18 protein-coding genes are annotated in these 25598 nt (G+C 73.0%); 9 read left to right on the top strand and 9 right to left on the bottom strand.

The window, feature by feature from the left end; genetic code table 11:
- Positions 1–46: 46 nt before the first annotated feature.
- From ilvN to WMF36_RS19730, 3 genes are all read right to left on the bottom strand, one after another.
- The gene (gene ilvN, locus WMF36_RS19740) at positions 47–595 is read right to left on the bottom strand and encodes an acetolactate synthase small subunit (RefSeq protein WP_437581171.1); all 549 of its coding nucleotides are present in this window, start codon (positions 593–595) and stop codon (positions 47–49) included.
- A gap of 137 nt (positions 596–732) precedes the next feature.
- The gene (gene ilvB / locus WMF36_RS19735) at positions 733–2442 is read right to left on the bottom strand and encodes a biosynthetic-type acetolactate synthase large subunit (RefSeq protein WP_437581170.1); all 1710 of its coding nucleotides are present in this window, start codon (positions 2440–2442) and stop codon (positions 733–735) included.
- A gap of 91 nt (positions 2443–2533) precedes the next feature.
- Positions 2534–2962: a hypothetical protein gene (locus tag WMF36_RS19730; protein WP_437581169.1), complete on the bottom strand. Its 429-nt coding sequence runs from the start codon at positions 2960–2962 to the stop codon at positions 2534–2536.
- A gap of 774 nt (positions 2963–3736) precedes the next feature.
- On the opposite strand from WMF36_RS19730, the gene WMF36_RS19725 reads away from it, so the two are divergent.
- The 5 genes from WMF36_RS19725 (at position 3737) to WMF36_RS19705 (ending at position 11543) form a co-directional block, all read left to right on the top strand.
- Positions 3737–4741 carry a hypothetical protein gene (locus WMF36_RS19725; protein WP_437581168.1) on the top strand — a complete coding sequence of 335 codons (1005 nt, stop codon included), beginning with the start codon at positions 3737–3739 and terminating at the stop codon, positions 4739–4741.
- 178 nt (positions 4742–4919) lie between these two features.
- Positions 4920–6380 (top strand): amidase, encoded by a 1461-nt coding sequence (locus WMF36_RS19720; RefSeq protein WP_437581167.1) that lies wholly within the window; start codon positions 4920–4922, stop codon positions 6378–6380.
- A gap of 38 nt (positions 6381–6418) precedes the next feature.
- Positions 6419–7618, top strand: coding sequence for a saccharopine dehydrogenase family protein (locus tag WMF36_RS19715; protein ID WP_437581166.1), 1200 nt, complete (start codon positions 6419–6421; stop codon positions 7616–7618).
- A 213-nt stretch (positions 7619–7831) separates the two neighbouring features.
- Positions 7832–10852: an nSTAND1 domain-containing NTPase gene (locus WMF36_RS19710; protein WP_437581165.1), complete on the top strand. Its 3021-nt coding sequence runs from the start codon at positions 7832–7834 to the stop codon at positions 10850–10852.
- A gap of 58 nt (positions 10853–10910) precedes the next feature.
- Positions 10911–11543: a gamma-glutamylcyclotransferase gene (locus WMF36_RS19705; protein ID WP_437581164.1), complete on the top strand. Its 633-nt coding sequence runs from the start codon at positions 10911–10913 to the stop codon at positions 11541–11543.
- 119 nt (positions 11544–11662) lie between these two features.
- On the opposite strand, the gene gyrA is transcribed toward WMF36_RS19705, so the two are convergent.
- From gyrA to WMF36_RS19690, 3 genes are all read right to left on the bottom strand, one after another.
- Positions 11663–14293: a DNA gyrase subunit A gene (gyrA, locus tag WMF36_RS19700; RefSeq protein WP_437581163.1), complete on the bottom strand. Its 2631-nt coding sequence runs from the start codon at positions 14291–14293 to the stop codon at positions 11663–11665.
- A 294-nt stretch (positions 14294–14587) separates the two neighbouring features.
- A complete protein-coding gene (locus tag WMF36_RS19695) occupies positions 14588–15709 on the bottom strand; it encodes a hypothetical protein (protein WP_437581162.1) in 1122 nt (373 codons plus the stop codon).
- A 462-nt stretch (positions 15710–16171) separates the two neighbouring features.
- A complete protein-coding gene (locus tag WMF36_RS19690; protein WP_437581161.1) occupies positions 16172–16918 on the bottom strand; it encodes a hypothetical protein in 747 nt (248 codons plus the stop codon).
- Positions 16919–17211: 293 nt separating this feature from the next.
- On the opposite strand from WMF36_RS19690, the gene WMF36_RS19685 reads away from it, so the two are divergent.
- Together WMF36_RS19685 and WMF36_RS19680 are read left to right on the top strand one after the other, a co-directional pair.
- Positions 17212–18735 carry a protein kinase domain-containing protein gene (locus WMF36_RS19685; RefSeq protein WP_437581160.1) on the top strand — a complete coding sequence of 508 codons (1524 nt, stop codon included), beginning with the start codon at positions 17212–17214 and terminating at the stop codon, positions 18733–18735.
- 95 nt (positions 18736–18830) lie between these two features.
- Entirely contained in the window at positions 18831–19727 is an 897-nt protein-coding gene (locus tag WMF36_RS19680) for a sugar phosphate nucleotidyltransferase (protein ID WP_437581159.1), read from the top strand.
- A gap of 67 nt (positions 19728–19794) precedes the next feature.
- On the opposite strand, the gene WMF36_RS19675 is transcribed toward WMF36_RS19680, so the two are convergent.
- Together WMF36_RS19675 and WMF36_RS19670 are read right to left on the bottom strand one after the other, a co-directional pair.
- Positions 19795–21360: a phytoene desaturase family protein gene (locus tag WMF36_RS19675; protein ID WP_437581158.1), complete on the bottom strand. Its 1566-nt coding sequence runs from the start codon at positions 21358–21360 to the stop codon at positions 19795–19797.
- Positions 21361–21535: 175 nt separating this feature from the next.
- Positions 21536–22615, bottom strand: coding sequence for a DUF72 domain-containing protein (locus tag WMF36_RS19670; RefSeq protein WP_437581157.1), 1080 nt, complete (start codon positions 22613–22615; stop codon positions 21536–21538).
- A gap of 219 nt (positions 22616–22834) precedes the next feature.
- Here WMF36_RS19670 and WMF36_RS19665 point away from each other — a divergent pair, with 219 nt between their 5' ends.
- Positions 22835–24109: a hypothetical protein gene (locus WMF36_RS19665; RefSeq protein ID WP_437581156.1), complete on the top strand. Its 1275-nt coding sequence runs from the start codon at positions 22835–22837 to the stop codon at positions 24107–24109.
- Between the two features lie 17 nt (positions 24110–24126).
- Positions 24127–24828: an ABC transporter ATP-binding protein gene (locus WMF36_RS19660; protein WP_437581154.1), complete on the top strand. Its 702-nt coding sequence runs from the start codon at positions 24127–24129 to the stop codon at positions 24826–24828.
- A gap of 22 nt (positions 24829–24850) precedes the next feature.
- Here the strand turns inward: WMF36_RS19660 and WMF36_RS19655 are convergent, their stop codons facing one another.
- On the bottom strand, positions 24851–25594 hold the full coding sequence (locus WMF36_RS19655; RefSeq protein WP_437581153.1) for a hypothetical protein: 744 nt from the start codon (positions 25592–25594) through the stop codon (positions 24851–24853).
- Positions 25595–25598: the final 4 nt, after the last annotated feature.

The following is a 25598-nucleotide window of genomic DNA, read 5'->3' as shown; positions in this document are numbered from 1 at the left end:
CTCCTTCAACAGGGACCGCACCTCGCGGCTCCCTTCCTTCACGTCGTCAGGCGGCGCCGCTGTCGGCCGAGCGCGCAGGGATCGAGTCGAACCTGGCCTCCGCCTCCTCTGCGCCGCGGGTCATCACGATCATCCCTGTCCGCACCATCTCGATGATCCCGAAGGGGCGGAGCACGTCGAGCAGGCCCTCGATCTTGTCGCCGGTCCCGGTGATCTCGATGGTCAGCGCCTCGGGGGCGACATCGACGGTGCGCGCGCGGAACACCTCGCAGAGCTGGAGCACCTGCGCCCGGGTCGTCGCGTTCGCCTTCACCTTGATCAGCGCGAGATCGCGCGCGACCGAGGCGGTGTGGGTGACGTCCCGGACCCAGAGGGTGTTGACCAGCTTGTACAGGTTCGCCTCGAGGCGGCGCGCCCCGTCCTCGTCGGCCTCGAGGACCAGGGTCAGGCGCGAGATCCCGGCGATGTGGGTGCGCCCGACGCTCAGCGACTCGATGTTGTAGGCGCGGCGCCGGAAGAGGGACGCCACTCGGTTGAGCACGCCGGGGCGGTCTTCGACGTAAGCGATGAACGTGCGCAGGATGGGTCGATCCATGGATGCCTCTCGAAAGTCCCTCTTGTCAGTGGTGCGCGCAGCTATGGCCGCGTCGCGTTCGGACGCGCGCCGCCCGTCCGACGGAGGCGACGGGGGCGCCGGACGGGCGCTCGGGGCGCGCGCCTCTACCGGTGCGTTCACGGGTCCTCCCCGGTCTCCACGATGGGGCTCGGGCGGCGGATCATGTCGTTCAGGTCGGCGCCGGCGGGCACCATCGGATAGACGCTGTCCTCCTGCTCGACGCGGAAGTCGACGACCACGGTGCCCGGCGTCGCCCGGGCGCGCTCCACCGCGCCCGCGATCTCCTCGCGCTTCGTGACGCGGATGCCGGTCAGCCCGTGGGCCTCGGCGAGCTTCACGAAGTCCGGGCTGCGCATCGGGGTCGCCGAGTAGCGCCGGTTGTAGAAGAACTCCTGCCACTGGCGCACCATGCCGAGGTAGCCGTTGTTGATGATGGCCACGTGGACCTTGATGCCCTCCTGCGCACAGGTCGAGAGCTCGCACGCGGTCATCTGGAAGCCGCCGTCGCCCACGACCACCCAGATCTCGTCGTCCGCCTTCGCGAAGCGCGCGCCGATCGCCGCCGGCAGGGCGAAGCCCATCGTGCCGAGCCCGCCGGAGGTGATGAGCTTCCGCGGGTAATCGTGCTTGTAGTACTGCGCTTCCCACATCTGGTGCTGGCCGACGTCGGTTACCACAAGCGCCTTGCCGTCGGTGAGCCGCCAGAGGTCGTGCAGCACGTGCGCCGCGTACAGTTTGTCGTGGTACGGCAATTGTTGAATGTCACGGACCGCCGAGTCGCCCTTCAGCAGGCTGATGCGCTCGATCCACTCGCTCCGGTTGCGCTGCTTGCACCCGGGGATGAGCGACAGGAGCGTGTCCCGGACGTCGCCGACGAGGCCGACGTCGACCTTGACATTCTTGTTGATCTCGGACCGGTCGATCTCGACGTGGATCTTCTTCGCCTTCACGGCGTAGGTCTTGAGGTTGCCGGTCACGCGGTCGTCGAAGCGCATCCCGAGCGCGATGAGGAGGTCGGCCTCCTGGATGGCGTTGTTCACCCACGCCTCGCCGTGCATCCCCATCATGCCGAGGCTGAGGGGGTGCGTCGCCGGGAAGCCGCCGAGGCCGAGCAGCGTGCACGCGACGGGGATGCCCGCCTTCTCCACGAAGGAGAGCAGCTCGCGCGTCGCCTCCGCCCTGACGATGCCCTGACCGGCCAGGATGAGCGGCCGCTGGGCGTCGTCGATGAGCTCGATCGCCTTCTCGATCTCCGTCTGGACGGCTTGCTGCGAGGGGCGGTAGCCGGGCAGCCGGACATCGCCCTTCGGCGGCTCGAAGTCCATCGACGCCTGCTGGGCGTCCTTGGTGATGTCGACGAGCACCGGGCCCGGGCGGCCCGAGCGCGCGATGTAGAACGCCTCGCGGATGGCGGGGGCGATGTCCTGGACCTCGGTCACGAGGTAGTTGTGCTTGGTGATGGGGAGGGTGACGCCCGTGATGTCGGTCTCCTGGAAGGCGTCGGTCCCGAGCAGCTTCGAGGGGACCTGCCCGGTGATACAGACGATCGGCGAGGAGTCGAGCATCGCCGTCGCGATCCCGGTGACGAGGTTCGTCGCGCCGGGCCCCGAGGTGGCGATCGCCACGCCGACCTTGCCCGAGGCGCGGGCGTAGCCGTCCGCCATGTGCGCCGCGCCCTGCTCGTGCCGGACGAGCACATGGCGGATCGGGTAGCCGAGGATCGTGTCGTAGGCGGGCATGATCGCGCCGCCCGGATAGCCAAAGACCACGTCCACGCCTTCGCGGACGAGGACTTCCCAGATAATCTGTGCACCGGTTCGTTTCATATTCCTGACTCCGATCGAGTCACGCTGGTGAAGGTGGCGCCCGGGGGCGCCTTGGCCGCGGGGTTCTGCCGTCTCTAAGAGGCCCGGCGAGTTAGGCGATCGCGCGCTGCAGGTCCTCCCGGGGGCCGTCGCCGCTCGTCTCCTCGCGGCGGATGGCCTCGAGCACCCTGCGCGCGTCGTCGAGCGACACGACGCGCGAGAAGCCCGGGGCGCCCGCGTGGAGGTCCGAGCCGGATCGCGCGGAGGGCGGGTCGGAGTGGAACTCGAACGAGGCCTCGGCTGCGCCGTCCGGGCGCGCGCCCTTCAGGTGCGTCGAGGAGCGCTGGGGCGCCCGGGCGGCGCCGCCGCCGGCGCGCGCGCGGATCTCGTCGACGAGCGCCTCGAGCTCCTCGCGCACGGCGCTCGACGCGACGGGCATCCCACAGCCGGCGGCGACGAGCTCCGCGAGCTCCGCGATGCGCTGGCCAACGGCCTCGCTCGAGGCGTCCTCGCGATTCTTCCTCGAATGTTCCTTGCTCACCTGATCCTCCTTGACGACGGCTGCTCTTCGTGAACCCACAGGCCAGAAAAAGGAAAGCCCCCGGACCTTCTCGGTGCGGGGGCCTATCTCCATGCTGCTTCAGCTCAGAGCGGCGGCCCGCACCCGTTCCCGACGCGAATCAGCCCGACGATGTCGGTTAGGCTGACGAGCGCAGGAATGGTTAGGCCCGCTAGGAGCCCGACGGACACGCCGCCCTCGACGACGAGCGAACGGGTCGTCGAGGACGCCGACGAAGCGCGGTGCACCAGCTTCACAGCGGGGGTCCCATCGCCGGAGGCGTGGGCGCTGGCGGTGCATGTCGACTTCTGCATAGCGTGAGGGTCTCTACCTTGCAGAGCTGCTGCGTCGCGTCAAGCTGTTTCTTTACAGATCGCTTGTTTCTGCGGCATTTCGAGACGTTTTTTGTTCGAGCAATGCCTGCAAGAAGCGCGTGATGTTCCGCACGAACGGTCGCCGTCCGGGTCGTTCAGTCGTTCAGTCGTTACCTAGGCACGTCTCTCGAGCGGCGATGTCCGCGACGGAGGCGCGCGCGGTGTGCAGGGAAGCGTCGCTCGATCGCGACGCCGAGCGGGTCGAGCGAGGCGCATCGGGCGCATCGAGCGCATCGCGTGGAGCGCGCAGAGGCGAGCGGATCCCGGAGCGCCGGGGGGAGGTGTGCGCAAACGCCGGACCTCGGCTCGTGCGCGCCCGCGGTGCGGAGTGCTGCCTTGAACCGACTGCCGACGGATCGCGCGACGCCACCATGGATCCGCCATGCAAGCGCATCGCGTGGCGCAGGCGTGCCCTGCCAGTCGAACGATCTCGCCCTGCTGCCGCCGGCGCCGACGCGCGGCCTCTTCCGCCGCGGTCGGGCTCCTCGCGCTGTGCAGCGCCTCGACCGGCGCCGCCGCGGATCGCGTCGATCCCGCGCGCCGAGCGGACGTCGCGGCGCTCGCGAGCGCGCAGCCCGCGCGGCCGGTGGCGCCTGCGCCCCCGCGCCGCGGGCCGGGGCGGCGCGACGCCGCGGCGCCCCGGACGCAAGCGACGGCGGCCGCCAACCTCAGCACGTTCATCGAGCTCCGGGACGATTACGTCTCGCGCGGCAGCAGCGGCTTCTTCAACGCCGCGGTGCTGCGGGGCGATTACGCCTTCAACAGGAGCTTCTCGCTGCGCGCGGACGTGCCGCTCGCGTACGCGGGCGGGCTCGAGGGACAGCGCGACGTGGGGCTCGGCGACATCCTGATCCGGCCGCTCGTCCGCGCGATCGCCACGCCGCGGTTCGCGCTCGTCCTCGGCTCGGATCTCGTCCTCGACTCGGCGGCGCGCCGCGCGCTGGGCTCGGGCAAGAACCAGGTCGCGCCCCTCGTCCAGGCGTACGTCCGCGTGGCGCGGCCCGCGCGGCTGGGGCTGCAGCTGCAGCATGCGGTGTCGTTCGGCGGCGATCCGCGGCGGGACGACATCCAGACGTCGGTGGTGCGGCCCTTCGCGATCATCGAGCTGCCGCGCGGGTTCTGGGTGGGGCCGGACCAGAGCTTCCAGTTCAACCACCGCGGCGCGCCCCGCGTCGTGTCGACGAGCGTGCTGGAGGTCGGCGCAGAGCTCAGCGACCGCGTGCAGGTGTACGTCGATCCGGGCATCCAGGTCGACAGCCGCGGCGCGGTCGACTGGCTGGTGACCGGGGCCGTGCGGTGGGCCTTCCCGCAGCGAGCGCGGGGACACGCGGTCGCGTCCGAGCCGGCGCAGGGCGCGGCCGCAGCGGGGACCGCCGCGGGCGAGTAGGCAGGCGGCGGTCGTCCGCGCGGCTGCGCCCGGCGAGGGCCCACGCGGGGCTGCGCCCGGCGAGGGCCCACGCGCGGCTGGCGCTCAGGAGGGCGGGTGGGCCATTGTCGGGCTCCGGGTGGCGGACCCTTGACCTGGGCCGCCGTCCCGAGCCTGATCCCTTATCCCACCCACACCCATGCTTTCACGAGATCCGCTGCTCCTGCTCTCTGCCACGCGGCTGGCTGCGCTGATCCGCGCCCGAGCCGTGACGTCGGCCGAGGTCGTGGAGGTCCATATCCGGCACATCGAGCGCGTGAACCCGACGCTCAACGCGATGGTGGCGAACCGGTTCGACGCCGCCCGCGCCGAGGCGCGCGCCGCCGACGGGCTCCTCGATCGCGGCGAGGCCGCCGGCGCGCCGCCGTTCCTCGGGGTCCCGTGCTCCATCAAGGAGAGCTTCGCCGTCTCGGGCATGCCGAACTCCGCGGGGCTCGTCGCCCGCGCCGGCGTGCGCGCGAAGGAGGACGCGGTGACGGTCGCGCGCATGCGCGCCGCCGGCTTCATCCCGCTCGGCGTCACAAACGTCTCGGAGCTCTGCATGTGGATGGAGACGAACAACCGGCTCTACGGCCGGACGAACAACCCCTACGACCCGACGCGCACCGCGGGCGGCAGCTCGGGCGGCGAGGCCGCGGTGGTCGGCGCGGGCGGCGCGCCGGTCGGGCTCGGCTCGGACATCGGCGGGTCCATCCGGATGCCCGCCTTCTTCAACGGCGTCTTCGGTCACAAGCCGACCGGCGGGCTCGTGCCGACCTCGGGCCAGTTTCCGCTGCCCGGCGAGCGAGGGCTCCGCTTCATGACGACCGGCCCGATCGCGCGGCGCGCCGAGGATCTCATGCCGGTGCTCCGCATCCTCGCGGGCCCCGACGCGGGCGATCCGAGCTGCGCGCCGCTGCCCCTCGGGGACCCGGCCTCGGTCGACCTCGGCGGGCTGACGGTGCTCTCGGTCGAGGACGACGGTGTGCACCGGGTGAGCGACGATCTCCAGGCCGCGCAGCGGAAGGCGGAGGAGGCGCTCGCCGCGCGCGGGGCGACGGTCCGTAAGGCGCGCGTCGAGCTCCTCGCGCGGGCGCTCGACATCTGGACGGCGATGCTGGGCGTGGCGGGGGGCGTCACGTTCCGGGCGCTGCTCGGGGACGGCCGTCCGGTCAGCCTGCCGCGCGAGCTCGCGCGCTGGTCGATCCGCCGCTCGCCGCACACGCTGCCCGCGCTCGGGCTCACCTTGCTGGAGGACGTCGGCAGGCTGGTCCCCTCGCGCATCGCGCGCGCCCTGGAGCTCGGCGAGGCGCTCCGCGCCGAGCTCGTGTCGCGCATCGGCGCGCGGGGCGTGATGCTCTACCCGTCGTATCCGACGCCCGCGCCGCGGCACTACGCGCCTCTCCTGCCGCCCTTCCAGTGGACGTACACGGCGGTGCTCAACGTGATGGAGATGCCGGCAACGCAGGTCCCGCTGGGCCTCAACGCCGAGGGGCTGCCGCTCGGCGTCCAGGTGGCGGCGATCCACGGCAACGATCACGTGACGATCGCCGTGGCGCAGCACCTGGAGCGCTCGTTCGGCGGCTGGGTCCCGCCGTCTCTGTCGTGGTGCCGACGGTGACGTTCCCGCCCGCGGTCGTGGTATCAAGGCTCCCCCCCATGACCATCGACCGCACGTACGACGTGATCGTCTTCGGCGCGACCGGCTTCACCGGTCGCCTCGTCGCCGAGTATCTCGCCACCAAGGGCAAGGAGGCCTCTGCCCGGGACGACGCTGCAGGACGATCCATCCGCTGGGCGATCGCCGGCCGGAACGCGGGGCGCCTCGCCGAGGTGAAGGCGGCGCTGGAGGCGATCGATCCGGCCTGCTCCTCGGTGGGCGTCGTCGAGGCGACCTCGGAGGACGCGGCGTCGCTCGATCGCATGGCGAGCCAGGCGCGCGTGGTCATCACGACGGTCGGCCCGTACTCGACCCGCGGCGAGCCGCTTGTCGAGGCGTGCATCCGCGCGGGCACCGACTACGCAGATCTCACCGGCGAGCCCGAGTTCGTCGACCGCCTCGTCGAGCGCCACCACGAGGCCGCCCGCGCGCGCGGCGTGCGGATCGTCAACTGCTGCGGCTTCGACAGCATCCCGCACGACCTCGGGGCGCTCTTCACGGTGACGAGGCTCCCCGCGGGCGAGCCGATCGTGGTGGAGGGCATCGTGCGCGCGCACGCCAGCTTCTCCGGCGGTACCTGGCAGTCGCTGCTCGAGATCATGGCGCGCGGCGGCCGCGGGAAGCGCGAAGCGCGCTCCGAGGGGGCGCACGGCGCGCGGAAGGTGCAGGGGCTCAAGGCGCGCATCCGCTACGAGAAGGGGCTGCGCGCCTGGGTCTGTCCGATGCCGAGCATCGATCCGCAGGTCGTGCTGCGGAGCGCGCGGGAGCTCGACGTCTACGGCCCCGACTTCCAGTACGGGCATTACATGCAGGTCAAGTCCGGGCTGCAGCTCGTGGTCGGGATCGCCGGCTTCGGCGCCGTCGCGGCGCTCGCCAAGGTGGGACCGGCGCGGGAGCTGCTCCGCAAGGTGCGCAGCCCGGGGGAGGGGCCGAGCGCCGAGGAGCGGGCGCGCAGCTGGTTCCAGGTCACCTTCCAGGGCAAGAGCGCGTCGCGCAGGGTGGTGACGCGGGTGAGCGGCGGCGATCCGGGCTACTCGGAGACGGCGAAGATGGTGGCGGAGTCGGCGCTCTGCATGGCGTTCGACCGCGAGCGGCTGCCGGCGCGCGCCGGGGTCCTCACGCCGGCCGTCGCGATGGGGGAGCGGCTCATCGAGCGGCTGCAGGCGGCGGGGATCCGGTTCGAGCTGCTCGAGGGGTGAGCTGCGGCGGTGATCCGTTGGAGACGGGAGCCACTCCCAACGTACCAGGTCGCACTGCCCATCTCGGGGTGGTGGGGGCATCTGGCCAGAGAGACGTCCCATGAGGGCGGGAAGGCGGGAAGATCCTTGAGATTTTCTTCCCGTCTTCATGTTCAAATGACCCCACCCTCTGACATTGTGAACGGCTGAGTCCCTGGAGTATCCTCGGGGGAAGTGACCGGCACGGAGGAGACCCGCCTTGGCGGGGAGGAGACGGCGCCCCTGTCGCTGGGGCCCGGGGCCGGCAGCCGTGTGCAGACGAGCACCTCGCCGGCGGAATCCGCGGTCGCCGGCGCGTCGCTTGTCACGTTGCCTGTGGGGTCGCCCGACCCCGCGCAGCGCCCGGAGGAGAGCTTCGCGAGCAGGACGGCCCCTCTGCGGCGATCCTCGGTGGCCCAGGAGCCCGGCGGCCCGCCCATGTCGAGCCGGCAGGCCGCCGGTCCGGCCATCCGCGCCGGGACCCTCATCGGGCATTATGAGCTCATCCGCGAGCTCGGCCGAGGGGGCATGGGCACCGTCTTCCTCGCCCGCGACGTTCGCCTGGGGCGTCTGGTGGGCATCAAGGTCGTCACCACCCTGACCGGCGCCAGACTCCAGCGGTTCCTTGTCGAGGCCCGCGCCACCGCGCTCTGCAAGCACGAGAACATCGTGACGATCCACGATGTGAACGAGCACGACGGATACCCGTACATGGTGCTCGAATACATCGAGGGCCAGAGCCTCCGCGCCTGGATGGATCAGCGCAGGCCGGCCGGCGCAGACGAGGCGGTCGCGACCGCGCCGGTGTCGGCGAGCGCGGCCGTGGAGATGATGGTGCCGGTGGTGCGCGCCCTCTCCTGCGCCCACAAGCTCGGCATCGTCCACCGCGATCTCAAGCCCGAGAACATCATGCTGGAGGCGTCCGGCGCCATCAAGGTGCTCGACTTCGGCATCGCCAAGCTGCTCGACACGGACGTCGCCAGCTCGATCGAGCGGCCTCCTGTCTCGCTCCGGACGACCTTGACGCGCGAGGGCGCGATGATGGGGACGATACCGTACATGTCCCCGGAGCAGTGGCTCGGGGAGGGGATCGATCACGAGAGCGACATCTGGGCCATGGGCATCATGCTCTACGAGCTCGTCACCGGCGCGCACCCGCTCGCGCCGGTGACGGTGCACAGCCTCATGCAGGTCGCCCTGCTCGACCAGCCCATGCCCGAGCTCGACGGCGAGCGCCCGGAGCTCGGCGCGCTCGGCGCGATCATCGATCGCTGCCTGCGCAAGCGGAAGGCCGAGCGCACCGCCTCGGCGCAGCAGCTCCTCGCCGAGCTCCTGCCGCTCCTGCCCGGGCGTCACGAGATCGTCCTCGGGGCCGACGAGAGCCCGTTCGCGGGCCTGTCGGCGTTCCAGGAGGCCGACGCGGACCGCTTCTTCGGCCGCGCGGAGGACGTCGCCGGGATGGTGACGCGCCTCCGCAGCCAGCCGCTCCTCGCCGTCGTCGGCGCGTCGGGCGTCGGCAAGTCGTCGCTCGTCCGGGCGGGGATCGTCCCGGCGCTCAAGCGGTCCGGAGGAGGGTGGGAGTCGCTCATCCTCCGGCCGGGGCGCGAGCCCATGGCGGCGCTCGCCGAGCTGCTCAATCATCCCTCCTTGCTGTCGAGGGGCGGCTCGGAGCGGCCGGAGTCGCTCGACATCGAGGCATCGCGCGGGCGCGTGTTGCGCGAAAGGCTGCGCGCCGAGCCGGGCTACCTCGGCGCCGAGCTGCGCGCGTGGTCGGCCCGGAAGCAGCGCCGCGTCGTGCTCTTCGTCGATCAGTTCGAGGAGCTCTACACGCTCTCGTGCGACGCCGGAGAGCGCGCCGCGTTCCTCTCGTGCCTCGGCGGCGTCGCGGACGACGCCTCGTCGCCCCTGCGCGTCATCCTGTCGATCCGGTCGGATTTCATCGAGCGGGTGGCCGAGGACCGGCATTTCATGACGGCGGTGACCCGCGGGCTCGTGGTCCTGCCGCCCATCGGCCGCGCCGGGCTGCGCGAGGCGCTGACCAGGCCTGTCCAGGCGGCGCGGTACGAGATCGACGATCCGGCGCTCGTCGAGGAGATCCTCGACGTGCTGGAGACCACCCGCGGCGCGCTGCCGCTCTTGCAGTTCATGGCGGCGCGGTGGTGGGATCTGCGCGATCGCGGGCGCCGGCTCCTGACGCGGGCGAGCTACGAGGCGATCGGCGGCGTGGCCGGCACGCTCGCGAGCCACGCCGACACGGTGCTGGCCGGGATGAGCGGGCGCCAGGCGAAGCTCTGCCGGGCCGTGTTCGAGCGCCTGGTCACGCCCGAGCGCACGAGGGCCATCGCCAGCCTGCGGGAGATCCGCGAGCTGCCGGGGGAGCCGGACGAGCTCGAGGGGGTCGTCCACGTCCTCTCGGATGCGCGGCTGCTCGCCGTCGAGACGGGCCGCGACGACGCCGGCAACCGGGTGGAGATCGTGCACGAGTCGCTCATCGAGCGCTGGCCGACGCTGCTGCGCTGGCTCGACGAGAACCAGAAGGACGCGGCGTTCCTCGACAAGCTGCGCGTGGCGGCGAGGCAGTGGGAGTCGAGCGGCTGCGCCGACGACACCCTCTGGCGCGGCAAGATCGCCCAGGAGGCGCGCCTCTTTCGCGATAGGGTTTATTATCAAGGCCAGTTGCCCGAGCGGGAGCAGCGGTATCTCGACGCGGTGCTCCGGCTGGCGAGCCAGGCGCAGCGCAGGCGGCGCACGCTGATCATCGGCATCATGACGGGGCTCTCCCTGCTTGTCGCCCTGGCCGCCCTGGGGATCATCAAGGTGGTCCGTCAGAACCAGGTCATCACCGCGCAGCTCGAGGAGATCCGCCAGACCGAGTACAACCTCGAGCAGGCGCTCGCCAACGAGCGCGCGGCCCGCGAGGCGGCCGAGCGGGCCCGGAAGAACACGGAGGACGAGCGGCTGCGGGCCGAGCTCCTGCAGAAGGAGGCCGAGGAGGCGCGGTACAGGGCCGAGGACGCGGCCGAGCGAGCGCGCAAGGCGGCCCGGGAGGCCCGGACGGCGCGCGACATGGCGCGGGCGTCCGAGACCGGGGCCCGCGACGCCGAGGCCCGGGCCGGCGCCGAGGAGCGGCGGGCCAGGGAGGCGGCCGAGCACGAGCGCCGCAGCAGTGAGGCGCTGGAGCAGCTCATCCAGCGCTCCGTGGGCAACATCCGGTAGCGGGCGTTCCTCGTGGCCATCATGAGAGCGGTGGGAAGCTCGAGTTAGGATGGGTCCCGTGCATCGCGAGACCTGGATCTTCGGTTACGGCTCGCTGATCTGGCGGCCGGCGTTTCGCTTCGAGCAGAGGGTACCCGGGTACATCACCGGGTGGGCGCGCCGTTTCTGGCAGGGCTCCACCGATCATCGGGGTGTTCCCGGTGCGCCGGGGCGGGTGGTCACGCTCATCGCCGAGCCCGGCGCGCGCTGCTGGGGGATGGCCTATCGGGTCGCCGATGCCGAGCTCGACGAGGTGCTGCGCGCGCTGGACCACCGCGAGAAGGGCGGATATGCGCGCTGCGACGTGCCGCTCTACCTGGAGGCGGCGCACCCGGAGCCCGCGCCTCGGACAGCCGTCGTGTACATGGCCACGCCCGACAACCCGGACTACCTCGGTGAGGCGCCGCTGGCCGAGCTTGCCGCGCAGGTGCTCGCGTCGCGCGGGCCGAGCGGCTCGAACGTCGAGTACCTCCTGCGGCTCGCCGAGGCGCTCGCGTCGATGGATGCGAATGACGAGCACGTGACCGCGCTCGCGCAGCTCGTCGGCCACCCGACCCCCGGAACCACCGCAGGCCCCGAGGGTGGGTGTCGCGCGCGCGGGGCAGGGGACGGGCCGTGTTCGAGCCAGAGTGCCAGCGCTCCTCCGGTGTAGCCGGAGGAGCGCTGGCACAGGCGAGTTCGCCGGGGCCCCCGCCCCGCGCGCGCGACACCCACCCTCGGGGCCGGGCCGCCCGGGATCCCCCGCGCGCGCCCCCCCCGCTCGGTCGGCCTCTAGTTGACCTCGCTGCCGCCTTCCCCGCCCGTGTGATCCGCGACCCCGTTGGTCCCGTCCGCCCCCGCCGCCGGCGGCGTCGACCCGCCGCCCTCCTCGGCCTCGGCCACGGCCGCATCCGCCGCGAACGCCTCGACCGCGACCACCCGCTCGTCCTGGCCGACGTGCATGATCCGCACGCCCTGCGCGTTGCGCCCCGTCTCGCGGATCTCGCTCGCCTTCGTGCGGATCATCTGCCCGCGGTCGGTCACGATCAGCACCTCGTCGCTCGGGCTCACCATGGCGACGCCCACCACCGGCCCGTTCCGCTCGCTCGCGTCGATCAGGATCACGCCCTTGCCGCCGCGGCTCTGGAGGCGGAACTCCTCGAGAGGCGTCTGCTTGCCGTACCCGCGCTCGCACACGGCGAGCACCCGGTCGCGCCCGTCGCCGCTCACGCCGAGGCCCACCACGACATCGCCGTCGTCGAGCTCGATGCCCTTCACGCCCATCGTCGCGCGGCCGGTCGGGCGCACCTGATCCTCGGGGAAGCGGATGCTCATCCCGCTCCGCGTCGCGATCACGAGCTCGCGCTTGCCGTCGGTGAGCGCCGCCGTGAAGAGCTGGTCGCTCTCCTCGATCCGGACCCCGATGATCCCCTTGTCCCGGTAGTTCTCGTACTCGTTGAGCGCCGTCTTCTTGATCTGCCCCCGGCGGGTCAAGGTCACGACGAACGTCTCGCCGTCGAAGCTCGGCACCGGCGTGATCGCCGCGACCTTCTCGCCCGGCTCCATCCCGACGAAGTTCACGATCGCCCGGCCCTTCGCGTTCCGCGGCGCCTGCGGGATCTCGTAGACCTTCTTGACGTAGACCTTGCCCTTGTCGCTGAAGAAGAAGACGTACGAGTGCGTCGACGCCACGAAGAGCTGGCTCACCCAGTCCTCCTCGCGCGCCTCCATCCCCACCATCCCCTTGCCGCCGCGGCGCTGCGCCCGGTACGTCGAGGTCGGCGTCCGCTTCAGGTAGCCGGCGTGCGAGATGGTCACGACCATGTCCTCTTCCTGGATCAGGTCCTCCATCTGGATCTCGGCCTCGGCCGGCACGATCTCGGTGCGCCGCTTGTCGTTGAAGCGCGCCTTGATCTCCTCGAGCTCCATCACGATCACGTTCATGAGCAGCTCCATGTCCGCGAGGATCGCCCGGAGCCGCTCGATCGTCTGCGACAGCTCGCCGTACTCCTTCGCGAGCTTCTCCCGCTCGAGGCCGGTCAGGCGCGACAGCCGCATCTCGAGGATCGCCTTGGCCTGCCGCTCGGACAGGAAGTAGTCGCCGCGCCCGTCGGCCTCGGCGCACTCGGGCTCCGGCCGGCCGGCGCGCCGGAGGAACTCGCCGAGCCCGCGGAGCGGAAGCTTCTGCAGGTTCTCCCGCGCCTCCTCCGGATCGCTCGAGGCCCGGATCGTCGCGACGATGCGATCGATGTCGCTCGTCGCCATCCCGAGCCCCTCGATGAGCTCGCGCTGCGACTCGGCCTGCCGGAGCTCGAAGCGACAGCGCCGCGTCACGACCTCGCGCCGGTGCTCGATGAAGTGCGAGAGCGTGTCCTTCAGGCTCAGCACCGCCGGGCGCCCGTTCGCGATCGACAGGTTGATGACGCCGAACGTCGCCTGGAGATCCGTCAGCCGGAAGAGCTGGTTCAGGACCACCTGCGGGAAGATGTCCTTCTTCAGCTCGACGACGACGCGCATCCCCTCGCGGTCGCTCTCGTCGCGCACCTCGCTGATCCCCTCGATGCGCTTCTCCTTCATGCACTCGGCGATCTTCGCGACCATCCGGGCCTTGTTCACCTGGTAGGGGATCTCGGTGATCACGAGCTGCTCGCGGTCGCCCTTCATCGTCTTCTCGACGTGGCTGCGCCCGCGCATCGTGATCGAGCCGCGGCCGGTCGTGTACGCCTGCACGATCCCGCTCTTGCCGTAGATGAGGCCGCCGGTCGGAAAATCGGGGCCCGGGACCAGGTGGAGCAGCTCCTCCAGCGTGATCTCGGGGTTGCGGATGATGGCGATCGTCGCGTCGATGATCTCGCCGAGGTTGTGCGGCGGGATGTTCGTCGCCATGCCGACGGCGATGCCGCCGGAGCCGTTGACGAGCAGCTGCGGGAACTTCGCCGGCAGGACGCTCGGCTCGAGCTCCGAGTCGTCGTAGTTCGGGACGAAGTCGACCGTGTCCTTGTCGAGGTCGGCGAGCAGCTCGACCGCCATGCGCGACAGGCGCGACTCCGTGTACCGCATGGCCGCGGGCGAGTCGCCGTCGACCGAGCCGTAGTTGCCCTGCCCGTCGATGAGCGGGTAGCGCAGGCTGAAGGTCTGCCCCATGCGGACGAGCGCGTCGTAGACCGCGAGATCGCCGTGGGGGTGGTACTTGCCGAGGACGTCTCCGACGACGCGCGCGCACTTCTTGTGCGAGCCGCCGGGGCCGATCTTCTGCTCGTTCATCGAGTAGAGGATCCGGCGGTGCACCGGCTTCAGGCCGTCGCGCACGTCCGGGATCGCGCGGCCGATGATCACGCTCATCGCGTAGTCGAGGTAGCTCGTCCGGAGCTCGTCCTGGATGCTGACCGGGATCTTCTGCTGGATGTTCGACGTCTCTTCCATGGGATCTGCACCCGAGGCACGGGGGCGGGCGCGGCGCGCACGGCCCCGTCGTAGAGGCCCATCCCAGCGCGGCTCGAGCGTCGAGCGGGTCGGTGGAGGCATCTCTCGGCCTCGATCGACGATCGATGAGGTCGAGTCTGGCCTCCGCCGAGCGCCCTTGACCCGCGCTGTTCAGGGGATGCGACGGATGCGTTCAGGTACTCCAAGGGGCAGGCCGGCGCAAAGGGTTTGCCGGCCTGAAGACGTCGCGGCGTCAGGCTCGCCGGGCAGCGCCGGGAGGCGCGGCGGAAGCGGTCAGCGGGGCGCGCGGGACGCGCTGGGCGCGCACGTGGCGCGGGTGGTCGCGCCGGGGCGGACCTCACCGGCGCAGCTGGCGGAGAGCACCGACGCTCCCTTCGCGTCGAGCACCGCGACGGACGTCGCGTACGTGCCCGGGGAGAGGGCCGACAGGAGCGCGCGTTGGCCGCAGGGCACGGGGCCGACGTAGGGCACGTAGGGCACCTCCGTCCCGGGCTGCCCGCCGTCGGGCCGCGGCTCGGCCGCCGTGTAGGTGGACGCGCCCGCGCCGCAGGCGAGCTGTTCCGCCGCGAGGAGCGCGTCGAGGTCGAGCTCGAGCGCTCCTGTGTCGGACAGCGGGGCGCAGGTCGCCGTCACCGTGATCCCCGCGCTCGCCGCCGCGAAGCAGCGCGACCCGAACAGGAGGTCACCCGCGGCGTTCTTCGCCTCCAGGCGGAAGAAGTGGGCTCGGCCCGGGGCGGCGCCGAGATCGTAGACGACCGGCTCGGCCGGCGGACAGCCGACGCCGAGCACCGGCGCGAGCGCGCTGCCCTCGGGGAGGACATCGAACGATGCGACCTCGCGGTCGTCGGCCCCGCAGCGCAGCGCGCCGAGCGCGCTCGCCGGGTCGAGCACGATGGCCGCGCGCTGCGCGTCGTCGGGGCCGGCGACCGGGGCGCACCCCTGGACGACGACGTTGACGCCCGTCTTCGCCACGAGCTTGCCGGCGTCGTCCGTGGCGTCGGGGCCGGGGCATGCCCACGTCCAGCGCGGCGCGACCGGGGCTCCGTCGACGAGCATGTGGGGGCTCCCGGAGGTCTCGTCGCCGACGGGCGCGAGCTCCTCGGCGTGCTGCGCGTAGCCGTCGATCCTCGCCGTGTACTCGTGTGCCTCGACGACGTAGGTGAACGACACGCGCGACGAGCAGGGGATCGGCGGCGACGAGGCGAGGGTGAACGGCCCGCCCTCCGCGCTCTCGTCCGTGAGCGTGGCGACGTAGCTGCGGATCGCCCCCGGCTCGCTCGAGCACCGCACGTCGCCCAGGAAGGCGAGCGGGTCGATGGTGAGCGACGTCTGGATCCGCCCGTCGTCGTCGTCGTCGTCGCTGCTCCCGCTGGTGCAGGCCGCGATCGCGAGCACGGCGAGCGCCAGGGCGTGCCGGCCAGACCGTGGCCGCGGGGGGAGCCCGCCGCCGCGATCCGCACCGAACGAGGTTCCAACACCAGCACGAGCTCGGCCCATCGGCAGGGGGCACTAGTCCAAGCCGGGGAATGGCGCCACATGAAACGCGGCCCGCTCGGGCGGCGAGGCGGCGCAGCGACCCTGCGTGGAGGTGGGGCCCCGGCCGTTGCAAGGCTTGAAGCAAGCGTTGAAACGGGCGACTCGGGAGGCGAGTGGGCCGTTTCAAGGCTCGAGATGGCCCACTCGGAGGCCGAGGAGGCCATCGCAAGCGTTGAGATCGCCGGCTCGGGTCGCCAGGAGAGCGTTTCTAGCGTTGAAATGGGCGACTCGGGAGGCGAGTGGGCCATCTCGAGCCTTGAAACGGGCGACTCGAGGAGATCCTCGAGCGAGACGAGCCATGCAGGCGCTCAGATCCAGGGATCAGCCGTCAGCGCCGCCACCCGCACCAGCGCCGCCGCTGCCGTCAGCGCCGCCGGTACCGCCGGCGCTCCCGCCGCCCTCACCGGCGCCGCCGCCGCCCTCACCGGCGCCGCCGCTGCCGTCACCAGCGCCGCCGATACCGCTGGCGCCGCCGCCCTCACCAGCGCCGCCGCCCTCACCAGCGCCGCCGCTACCGCTGGCGCTTCCGCCGCCACCCTCACCAGCGCCGCCGCTCCCACCGGTCGGGGCGACCACGAACGCGCAGGCCGCGAGCTCATGCGCCTTCTCGGTGATCACCTCGCAGGGGCTGATCGCGCCATCGACGCCCTCCGCGAGCGGCGCAGCGGAGCACTCCGCCATGGAAGCGACCTTGTCGCCGGCGCACTTGCGCGCCGCGCCGACGGCGTCGACACAGGCCTTCACCTGTCCGTCCGTCGGCTCCGCCGCAGCGCGGTTGTCGCCGCCGGTGCCGTCGTTCTCGATGCCGTGGAGGCACTGATCCCAGTAGAACTCGACGCAGGTCTTCACCCGCTCGTCGGCGTCAGCCGAGCCGACCCACCCCGGGCACGCGGCGGCGGCCTCGCACCGGGCCGCCTCGATCTGCCGGCAGGCGTCGACGCCCACGGCGTCGTTGCCGCAGCTCTGCGTTGCGAGGGTCACGGCCCCGAGGCCGAGCAACCCGGCCGCGGCCCATGTTGCGGAGCTCCGCCTCGCGGCGGAGAGGACGGCGAGCGCAGAGGAACCCACCCGGCGGAGCTACCACGTGGCCGCTGGGGGCGTCGAATTTTCAGCCGCCCACCACCTCGCAGTTCGCAGGCAGGGCGGCCGGCGCCCCCGCAGCGGAGCAGCCGTCCGCAGGCCGGCGCGCGTCCAGGGTGCAACCGGCAGGGTGCAACCGAGCCGGCGCAGCCGCAGCGCCGGGCGTGTCGCGCCGACGCAGCGCTCTCGGAGGTCGCGCCGCGCCCCGGCGCCGCGCTCGTCGCGAACGGTGACCGGCCCAGGCTCTGTCCGATCTATGCTCCCAGCGCCTCGATCCCCCGATGGAGCCGCCGAGCCTCGCACAGCTCAGACCCGATGCGCTTTTCCACGGGCGATACCGCGTCATCCGCTCGCTCAAGGCGGGCGGGATGGGGGCTGTGTACGAGGTCGTGGACGAGGTCACGGACCGCCGCCGCGCGCTCAAGGTGATGCTCCCGGGATCCATCCAGGACCCCGCCATGCGCGCCCGGTTCGCGCAGGAGGCCAGGATCACCGGCGGGATCGAGAGCGATCACATCGTCCCCGTCTCCGACGCCGGCATCGACGCCGAGTCCGGGATGCCGTTCCTCGTCATGGACCTGCTCCAGGGCGAGGAGCTCGCGAGCCTGTCGGCGCGCCGCGGCCCGCTGCCGCCGGTCGAGGTGGTGCTCTACCTGGGCCAGGTCGCGCGCGCGCTCGACAAGATGCACGCGGCGGCGATCGTCCATCGCGACCTCAAGCCGGCGAACCTCTTCTTGACGCGGCGGGACGACGGTTCGCCGTGCGTCAAGGTCCTCGATTTCGGCCTGGCGAAGGTCGCGGCGCAGAGCAGCATGGCGGACCGCACGGCGATGGTCGGGACGCCGCTCTACATGGCGACCGAGCAGATCCGCGGCGACGGCGCCGTCGGGCCGAAGGCCGACATCCACGCGCTCGCGCACGTGGCCTTCACGCTGCTCGTGGGCAGCCCGTACTGGCTGACCGAGGCCAACGTCCTGCCCTCGATCTTCGCGCTCCTGCAGCGGATGGCGGCGGGGCTGCCCGAGCCGGCGAGCGTCCGCGCCGCCGCGCGGCGCCGCAACGTCCGGCTGCCGCCCGCCTTCGACGCCTGGTTCCAGCAGGCGACGGCGATCGATCCGAAGGACCGGTTCGACCGCGCGACAGCGGCCGTCACCCTGATGGCGGAGGCCCTCGGCGCGCCCGCGCCGTCGAGCCCGCCCCCCGCGCCCGTTCCGCCCTCGAACCCCCCGCCGTCGTCGCGCCGCAGCCGCGAGCCCGACGACCGGCGCGCCGCCGCCACGCCGGACCCCGGACCGAAGCCGCCGGATCCCGGGTCGAAGCCCGCGGGAGACACGCGGCACCGCGACGAGGACCTCGCCGCGGTCGTCCACGAGGAGCGGCTCCGGGCCTTCCTGAAGAAGGAGATCCAGCGCGCCAGGGAGCAGCGGACGAGGAGGCTCTCCCTGCTGCTGCTCGGCGTGAACGGCCTCCAGGAGATCGAGGAGAAGCACGGGCGGGCGGCGGTCGATCGCATCCTGGGCGACCTCGCGCGCGTCGTCCGGATCTATGTGCCGGTGGACGGGCTGCTCGGGAGCTACCGCCGCGACATCCTCGCCATCGTCCGCCCCGGGATCGGACGGACGCGGGCGTCCGCGTTCGCGAAGGTGCTCGGTGAGAAGGTGCGCCAGCACCGCTTCCGGCGCATCCCGTCGATGCCCTTCCCGATGACCCTCCGCATCGGCGTCGCCCACCTCGAGGAGGACGACACGACAGGGCACGACCTGCTCGAGCGCGCGGCGCGGAAGCTGCTCGAGCGGGGCGAGTGAGCGCCCGGCGGCTTCCGGCCTCGGCCTGCGGTCACGCGCTCGAGCTTCTTGGACGTTCCTCGCGGAGGGGCGATCCTTGGCGCATGGTCTCTGCCATGATCCTGGCAGCGGGGCTCGGGACCCGGCTCCGCCCGCTCACCGACGAGCTGCCGAAGCCGCTCCTGTGGCTCGGCGATCGTCCGCTCATCGCGCACATCGCCGATCAGCTCGCCGCGGGCGGCGTCCGGCGCGCCGCGCTGAACAAGTCCCACCTCGCCGAGCGCTTCACGCGGGAGCTGCTCGCGGCGTTCCCGGTGCCGGTCGAGGTCCTGCACGAGCCGGAGCCGCTCGGCACGGCGGGGGGACTCGCGAACGCGGCGGGCGCGCTCGGCGACGGGGACGTGGTCCTCTGGAACGGCGACATCCTGATCGACCTCGACGTGGCGGCGCTCCACGCGGCGCACGCCGAGCGCGGCGCGGCCGCGACGCTCGCGGTGGCGCCGCGGCCGGTCGGGGAGGGGACGGTGGGCGTCGGCGGCCGGGGCGAGGTGGTCCGGCTGCGCGGGGAGCGCTTCGGCGAGGAGGTCGCGGGCGGCGACTTCGTGGGCGTGCAGGTGGTCGGCGAGGCGCTCCGGCGGCGGCTGCCGCCGCGCGGCTGCATGGTCGGGGACGTGTCCCTGCCGTGGCTGCGCGAGGGGCGCGCGCTCGCGACGTTCGCGGCGCCCGCCGTGTGGCATGACATCGGCACGATCGCCGCCTACCTCGCGGCCAGCGCGCGCTGGCTCTCGCAGCGCGGCCTGCCGAGCTACGTCGGCCCGGGGGCGTCCGTGGCCGAGGGCGTGGACGTGACGGGCAGCGTCGTCGGCGCCGGAGCGCGGGTCGAGGGGGCCGGGGCGCTGCGCGGGTGCGTGGTATGGCCAGGGGCGCGGGTCGCTGTCGGCGTGGACGTCGGCGCGCCGTGCGAGCGCGCGGTGGTGACGACGCAGGGACGCGTCGTGCGCGCGGCCGGGTGATCGCTCGGCCGGGGGCGGCCCACGACCGGGAGCGCTCGCGGGCGCGCCGCCCGAATTACTCCTCGAATTACTTGCCGAGGTCGGCGAGCGCGGCCCTGGCGGCGTTGTGCCCGGCCGCGCCGATCACCGACCCGGCCGGGTGCGTGCCGGCGCTGCACGAGTAGAGCCCGGCGAGCCCGAACCGGTAGGGAACGCGATCGGCGAAGCCGAAGCCGTTGTCGATGTGGTGGATGTGCCCCCGCGTGATCCCGAAGTGCCGCTCGATGTCCGGCGGCGCCAGCGTGAACGTGTCCAGCACGAGGTCGCTCATCCCCGGCGCGAAGCGATCGCAGATCGAGAGGAGGTGCTTCACGTAGCGCGGCGCGGCCTCGCCCCACGTCTCGCCGTCCGCGAGCGCGTAGGGCACCCACTGCACGAAGAGCGCGGCGTTGTGGTGCCCCTCCGCGTCGCGCAGGCTCGGGTCGATCGGCGTGTGGAAGTACCACTCGATCGCGGGGAACTCGGGGAGACGACCGCTCATCGCGTCGCGGTGGGCCTGGCGCAGCGTGTCCATCACGACGTCCTCGTCCGGCAGGAGGTGGATGGTCGGACCGAACTGCCCGCGGTCCTCCGGGAGGCACGTGAACCTGGGCAGGCCGGTCAGCGCCATGTTGACCTTGAGCGTCGAGCCGTCCCTCGCGAGCGCGTCGAGCCGCCCCGACAGCGCCGCCCCGATCGCCGCGCTGCCGGCCAGCGCGCGGGTGCGGAACGGATCGGCGTTCGAGACGACCGCCCCGACGGCGATCCGCGTGCCGTCCTCGAGGAGCACGCCGGAGACGGCGCCCCCGGACGACTCGATCTGTGCGACGCGGGCGCCGGTCACGATCGTCGCGCCCTCGGCCCGCGCCTTCTCGGCGAAGAGGCGGGTGACGGTGCCCATGCCGCCCTCGACGATCATCCAGGTCCCGTCCGCGCCGGGGAGGCGGCACATGTTGTGGACGAGGAAGTTCATCCCGGTGCCGGGCGTGTCGAAGCCGCCCGCGAGCCCCGAGAAGGCGTCGGTCGCGGCGTACATCGCCTGGAGGAGATCGCTCTTCCAGGGGAACCGCGCGAGGTAGTCCGAGATCGTGCCCCGGCAGAGCGCCACGAACGTCTGCCGGAGGGCGGGCCGCACGTAGCGCTCCGCGGTCTCCTCGATGGAGAGCGGCTCCTCGAGCCACGTCGGGGCGATGTCGTCCCGGAGCGCGGCGAGCTCGGCCTGGAGGGCGCTGTTCGCGTCCCAGTCTTCCTGGGAGAAGAACTCGAGGAACTGCCGCTTCATCGCGGCCTGGTCCGAGCCGAAGAGCAGGTAGCGCCTGTCGGTCGTCGGGAGGAAGTAGTGCGGATCGCGCCTTCTCAGGGGAAGGGTGACGCCGACCTCGCGGAGCAGCTCGGGCGGGGCGAGCCCGAGCAGGTAGGCGCCGCTCGAGACGCCGAGGGACGGCGCCTTCTTGAAGGGGTGCTCGGTCTTCACCGCGCCGCCCACGGCGTCCTTCTCCTCGAGCACCACCACGTCGAGCCCGCGGCGGGCGAGGAGGACGGCGGCGACGAGACCGTTGTGGCCGGCGCCGACGATGACGACGTCGGCGCGGGTCGGAGCTTCACTGCGTTTCACTGGGCACCTCCAAGCGCTGTGCGCGTCCGCTGCCGCGGCCGGCGCTGGGGCCGCCGCGCGCGAGGTGTTGCACGGATGGCGCGGCGAGGAGAGGCCTTTTCGCGCCCCGAAATCCGGAGGAGCACGCCGCGCCGGCCTCGAGACCGCCCGCACGGTGCCCCTTTCCAGCCTGTCCTCACCGCGTCTCGCGCGCGGTGGGCCCCTGCCACGCCGCGGCGACCTCCTCGGCGATGGCGCGCACGGTCAGGGGGGCAGAGCCCTCGGCCTTGTTGTTCACCAGCACGAAGCTCTCGATGCGCAGCGCCGCGGCCTCGCACAGGATCCGCGCGACCTCCGCGCGCATGGCGGGATCGGGCTCGACGATCCGGTTGAACGGGTGGAACCGCCGCTGCTCTGCCTCGTAGCGGCGACCGGGCTTGAGCGAGAGGCGGACGAGCGCGAACGGCGCGTTCGAGACGGGCACCACGTCCGCCTGGGCGGCGGGAGACGGCATGTTGCGCCAGTAGCTGTAGGCGTGGGCGACGCCGTGCGCGCCGAGGATCTCCCGGTACTCGCCGGTGAAATAGGCGCGCTCCCTGAGCTCGACGGCGCAGGCGAGCTCGCGCGGCAGCGCGCCGAGGAAGGCGTCGAGCCGCTCGAAGAAGGCGCGCGGCGGGAGCCGGTGGGGCGGGCCGACAGGGGGCAGCTCGAGCAGCACCGGCCCCGCGTGCGCCCGGAAGACCGAGAGCAGCGGCGCGGCGACGCGCGACAGGAAGAGCGGGACCGACAGGAAGTCCGGGTTCGGCTCGACGCGCGCGCGGTGCGCGCCGCGGCCTTCGTCCTCGTCCGGCGGCGTCTGCGCGCGCTGGAGCGTCTGGGACACGACGGCGTGCAGCGCCTTGGACACGCAGCGAAAGCCGTCCGGCAGCTGCGCTCGATAACGAAGGAAGTCGCTGTCGGGGATGGGGGCGTAGAAGCTCCTGTCGATGCCGACGGTCGTGAGCAGCGGGTGCCGCGCATACTCGGCGAGGCCGTCGCGCGCGAGCTCCTCCGTGCTCCGCCGCCGGGCGTAGACGAGGCCCTGCCAGCCCGGGAAGCTCCACGAGCTCGTGCCCAGGTGCAGCCCTGCCGGCAGCCGCGCCGCGAGGCGGGCGGCGTCGTCGTGGACCGCCGCCATCGCGTCGAGCTCGGGCGCCTCGGCGGCGGGCTCCGGCGCTGGAGCGAACAGCGAGAGCTGCGAGGGGGCGGGACCACGGCGCCCGGGAGACCGGCTCACCCGGGCGAGTCTACCGCTTCCGGCGCTCTCCGCGACACAGGCTGCGCCGGCCGGCGCTGCCCGGGGCGCGCGTCCCGGCGCGCCGAGCGCGAGCGGCGGCGCGGGCCGGCGCAGGCCGGGTCACGGGCGGCTGCCCCTCGCGCTGCGATCGTGCGCGGCCCTGGCAGCGTTTCCGATGGGAAGAGCCGGGGCCCGCCGCGGTTGTACCATGCACCCGACGTGCTGCGCCGCTTCGCCCTCGTCCTGCGCGTCCTGGTCTCGACGGCCGGCAAGGACGCCTTCGCCCGCGCCATGCCGCTGTACATGGGGCTGGGCCTCGTCGGGGCGGTCGTGTTCGGCGGCAATGGGATGGACCCTGCGCGGCTCACCGGCCTCGCGGGCGAGTCGCTCCCGTTCCGGCTTGCGCTGTGGGCGGCGTGGCTTCTCGTCGGGACGTCGGCGGCGCGCGCGCTGCTCCGCGCTCCGGCGACCTTCTTCCTCCGCGCGCTGCCGGTCCCGCGCCCCCTGCTGCTGTCGGCGCATGCGCTGCTCCTCGCCGTCGCCGAGCTCCCGTGGGTGGCGCTCTGGGCGTTCGGCGCCGGCGCGCTCGCCGCGAGCGCCGCCTGCGTCGCCGCGCTCGCGGCGCATTGCATGCTCCTCGCCCGGCCGCGCGGCGCGCGCGAGCTCGCGTCCCTCTCGCTGCTCGCCGGCGCGATCCTGCTCGGGGCGCCGGCGTCGATCCTGCTCGCGTGCGCCGCGCCCGCGCTCGCCCTCGGGCTGCGCGCGGCCGTCGTCCGCGCGCCGGAGGTCCCGCTCGGCCGCGAGCGCCCGCTGATCCCGTCGGCCGTGCCCGTCCTCGGCGGCGGGCTCGTCGCGCTCTCGCTCGCCTACCTGGCGGCGCTCCTGCGCGGCCATCGCGCGGTGCTGGTGCGCGGCCTCGCGCTCACCGCCCTCGGCGCGCTCGCCATGGCGGCCTGGGCCCGGACCCACGGACCGCTCGGGGCCGCGCCGCTCGCCGAGGGATCGCTCGTCGCGCTCGCGCCGGTCGCGCTCTGCCTGGGCGCCGGCTTCTCCGGTCCGGTGCTGCGCGAGGAGCGGCGGATCACGTGGCTCCTCGACGCGTGCGGCGCGGCGGCCCCGCTCCGGGCGATCGCAGCGGCGGCGGCGGTCGCCGCGCCGCTCGTCGCCCTCGCGCTCGCGCACGGGGCGGCGGTCGGCGCGCTCACCCGCGCGGCGCCCCTCGCGGCGCTGCGCCTGCTCGGCGGCGCGGGCCTGGCGGGGCTGCTCCTGTCCGGGGTTGCGCTCGGCTGCGTGCGCTGGTCCGTGCGGCAGGACGGGCGCGACAGCAGCCGGGTGCTCCTCTCGGTGCTCGCCGCCGTCGTGGTGGCGACCGCGTCGGTGTGGACGTGGGGCGAGCTCGCGCTCGCGGCCTGGGCTCCGGGGGCCGCGCTGCTCGCGGGGCCCGCCGGCGCGCGCTGGATCTCGTCGCGCCGCGAGCGCGGCGCCGCGGTATGAGAGAGGAGGGTGGGGGGATGCTGGAAGCGACGGGGATCCACAAGCGGCTCGCGGGCAGGGACGTGCTCTCGGGCGTCGACCTCCGTTGCGGACCTTCGGACGTGGCGGTCGTGATGGGCGGCAACGGCGCCGGCAAATCGACCTTGCTGCGGATCGTCGCCGGGCTGCTGGAGCCCGATCGAGGCGCCGTCGTCCTCTGCGGCGATCCCATTCACGGCGGCGGCGTCGCGGCGCGGCGCCGCCTCGGGTATGCGCCCGACGCCACCGAGGCGCTGCCGGATCTGCAGGTCTGCGAGCTCGTCGCCCTCGTGCGTGCGCTCAAGCAAGCGCCGCCGCTCGATCGCGCGTGGATCGAGCGGATCGGCGCGGGGTCGTTCTGGCGACAGCGTCTCTCCGGGCTCTCGTTCGGGCAGCGCAAGCGCGCGCTCCTGCTCACCGCGCTGGTGGGCGACCCGTGGCTGCTCGTCCTCGACGAGCCGACGAACGGGCTCGACACCGACGGCGCGCGCATGGTGCTGGGCCTCATCGAGGAGCGCCGCGCCGAGGGGAAGGCGACCCTGCTCACGACGAACGACCCGGCGCTCGCGCCGGCGCTCGGGGGGCGGCCGCGCTGGCTCAGCGCGGGTCGGCTCGGCGTGGACGGGGCCGCTCCTGGCCCCGAGGTCGCGGGCGGCGTGGCCCTCGAGCGGAGGGCGACGCAAGGCGTTCGCGACCCGTGAGGGCCGCGCCGCCGGACGCGGCCTACCCGCCGGTCTGCCTGGGCGGCTGCGGGCAGAGCAGCTTCTTCAGCTCGTCGATCGCCTCTGCGCCCCGCAGCGCGACCGAAGCGATTCGCTGGACCTTGGGCGCGAAGGAGCAGTCGACACGCTCGTTCGGCGCCTTGTGCAGCAGGGATTCGACCTTGTCGGGGGGTCCCTCCACGCTCTTCTTCATGCAGAGGATCGGGCTGCCCTGGTGGTAGTAGTACCGGCGCTGCAGAAGGCGGAGCTCCGTGAGCCCGCCGAAGGGCTCGGCGTCGTTCAGGGCGAAGATGAGCTGTCCGTTGTCGTAATAGAAGAGGTAGGTGGACCCGGCGTCTCCCGCGGCGTGGTCCTTCAGCTCCGCTCTCACGACAGCCTTGTTCTTCCGGTGCAGCCGGAGCTCGGCGCTCCCCTCGCGACCCGGGCAGGCCATGCGGACCTCGCTCGTGCTGAGCCCCTTGTCCGCCTGGATCTCCTCGTATCTCTTCCGGATCTCATCGATGCGAGGGTCGCCCGACGCCTCCCGGGCGGCCCCGGGGCTTCCGGCGTCGGCCGCTGCGTCGGGGGCCGCCGTGCGCGGCGCAGGCTGGCCGGAGGCTGGGGCGGCGGCCGGGGGCGGCTGAGCTCCGTTCTCGCCGCGGGACACCGCAGCTGTCCTCGATGAGGAGGAGGCGGGGGCCACGTCGCCGCGCCCGCAGCCGGTGACGAGCAGGACGCCCGCGAAGACCATCGCCGATCGACTCATGAAA

The organism is Sorangium sp. So ce887 (assembly GCF_051521455.1).
Taxonomy (GTDB): domain Bacteria; phylum Myxococcota_A; class Polyangia; order Polyangiales; family Polyangiaceae; genus Sorangium.
This window is presented reverse-complemented; position numbering and strand designations above follow the sequence as displayed.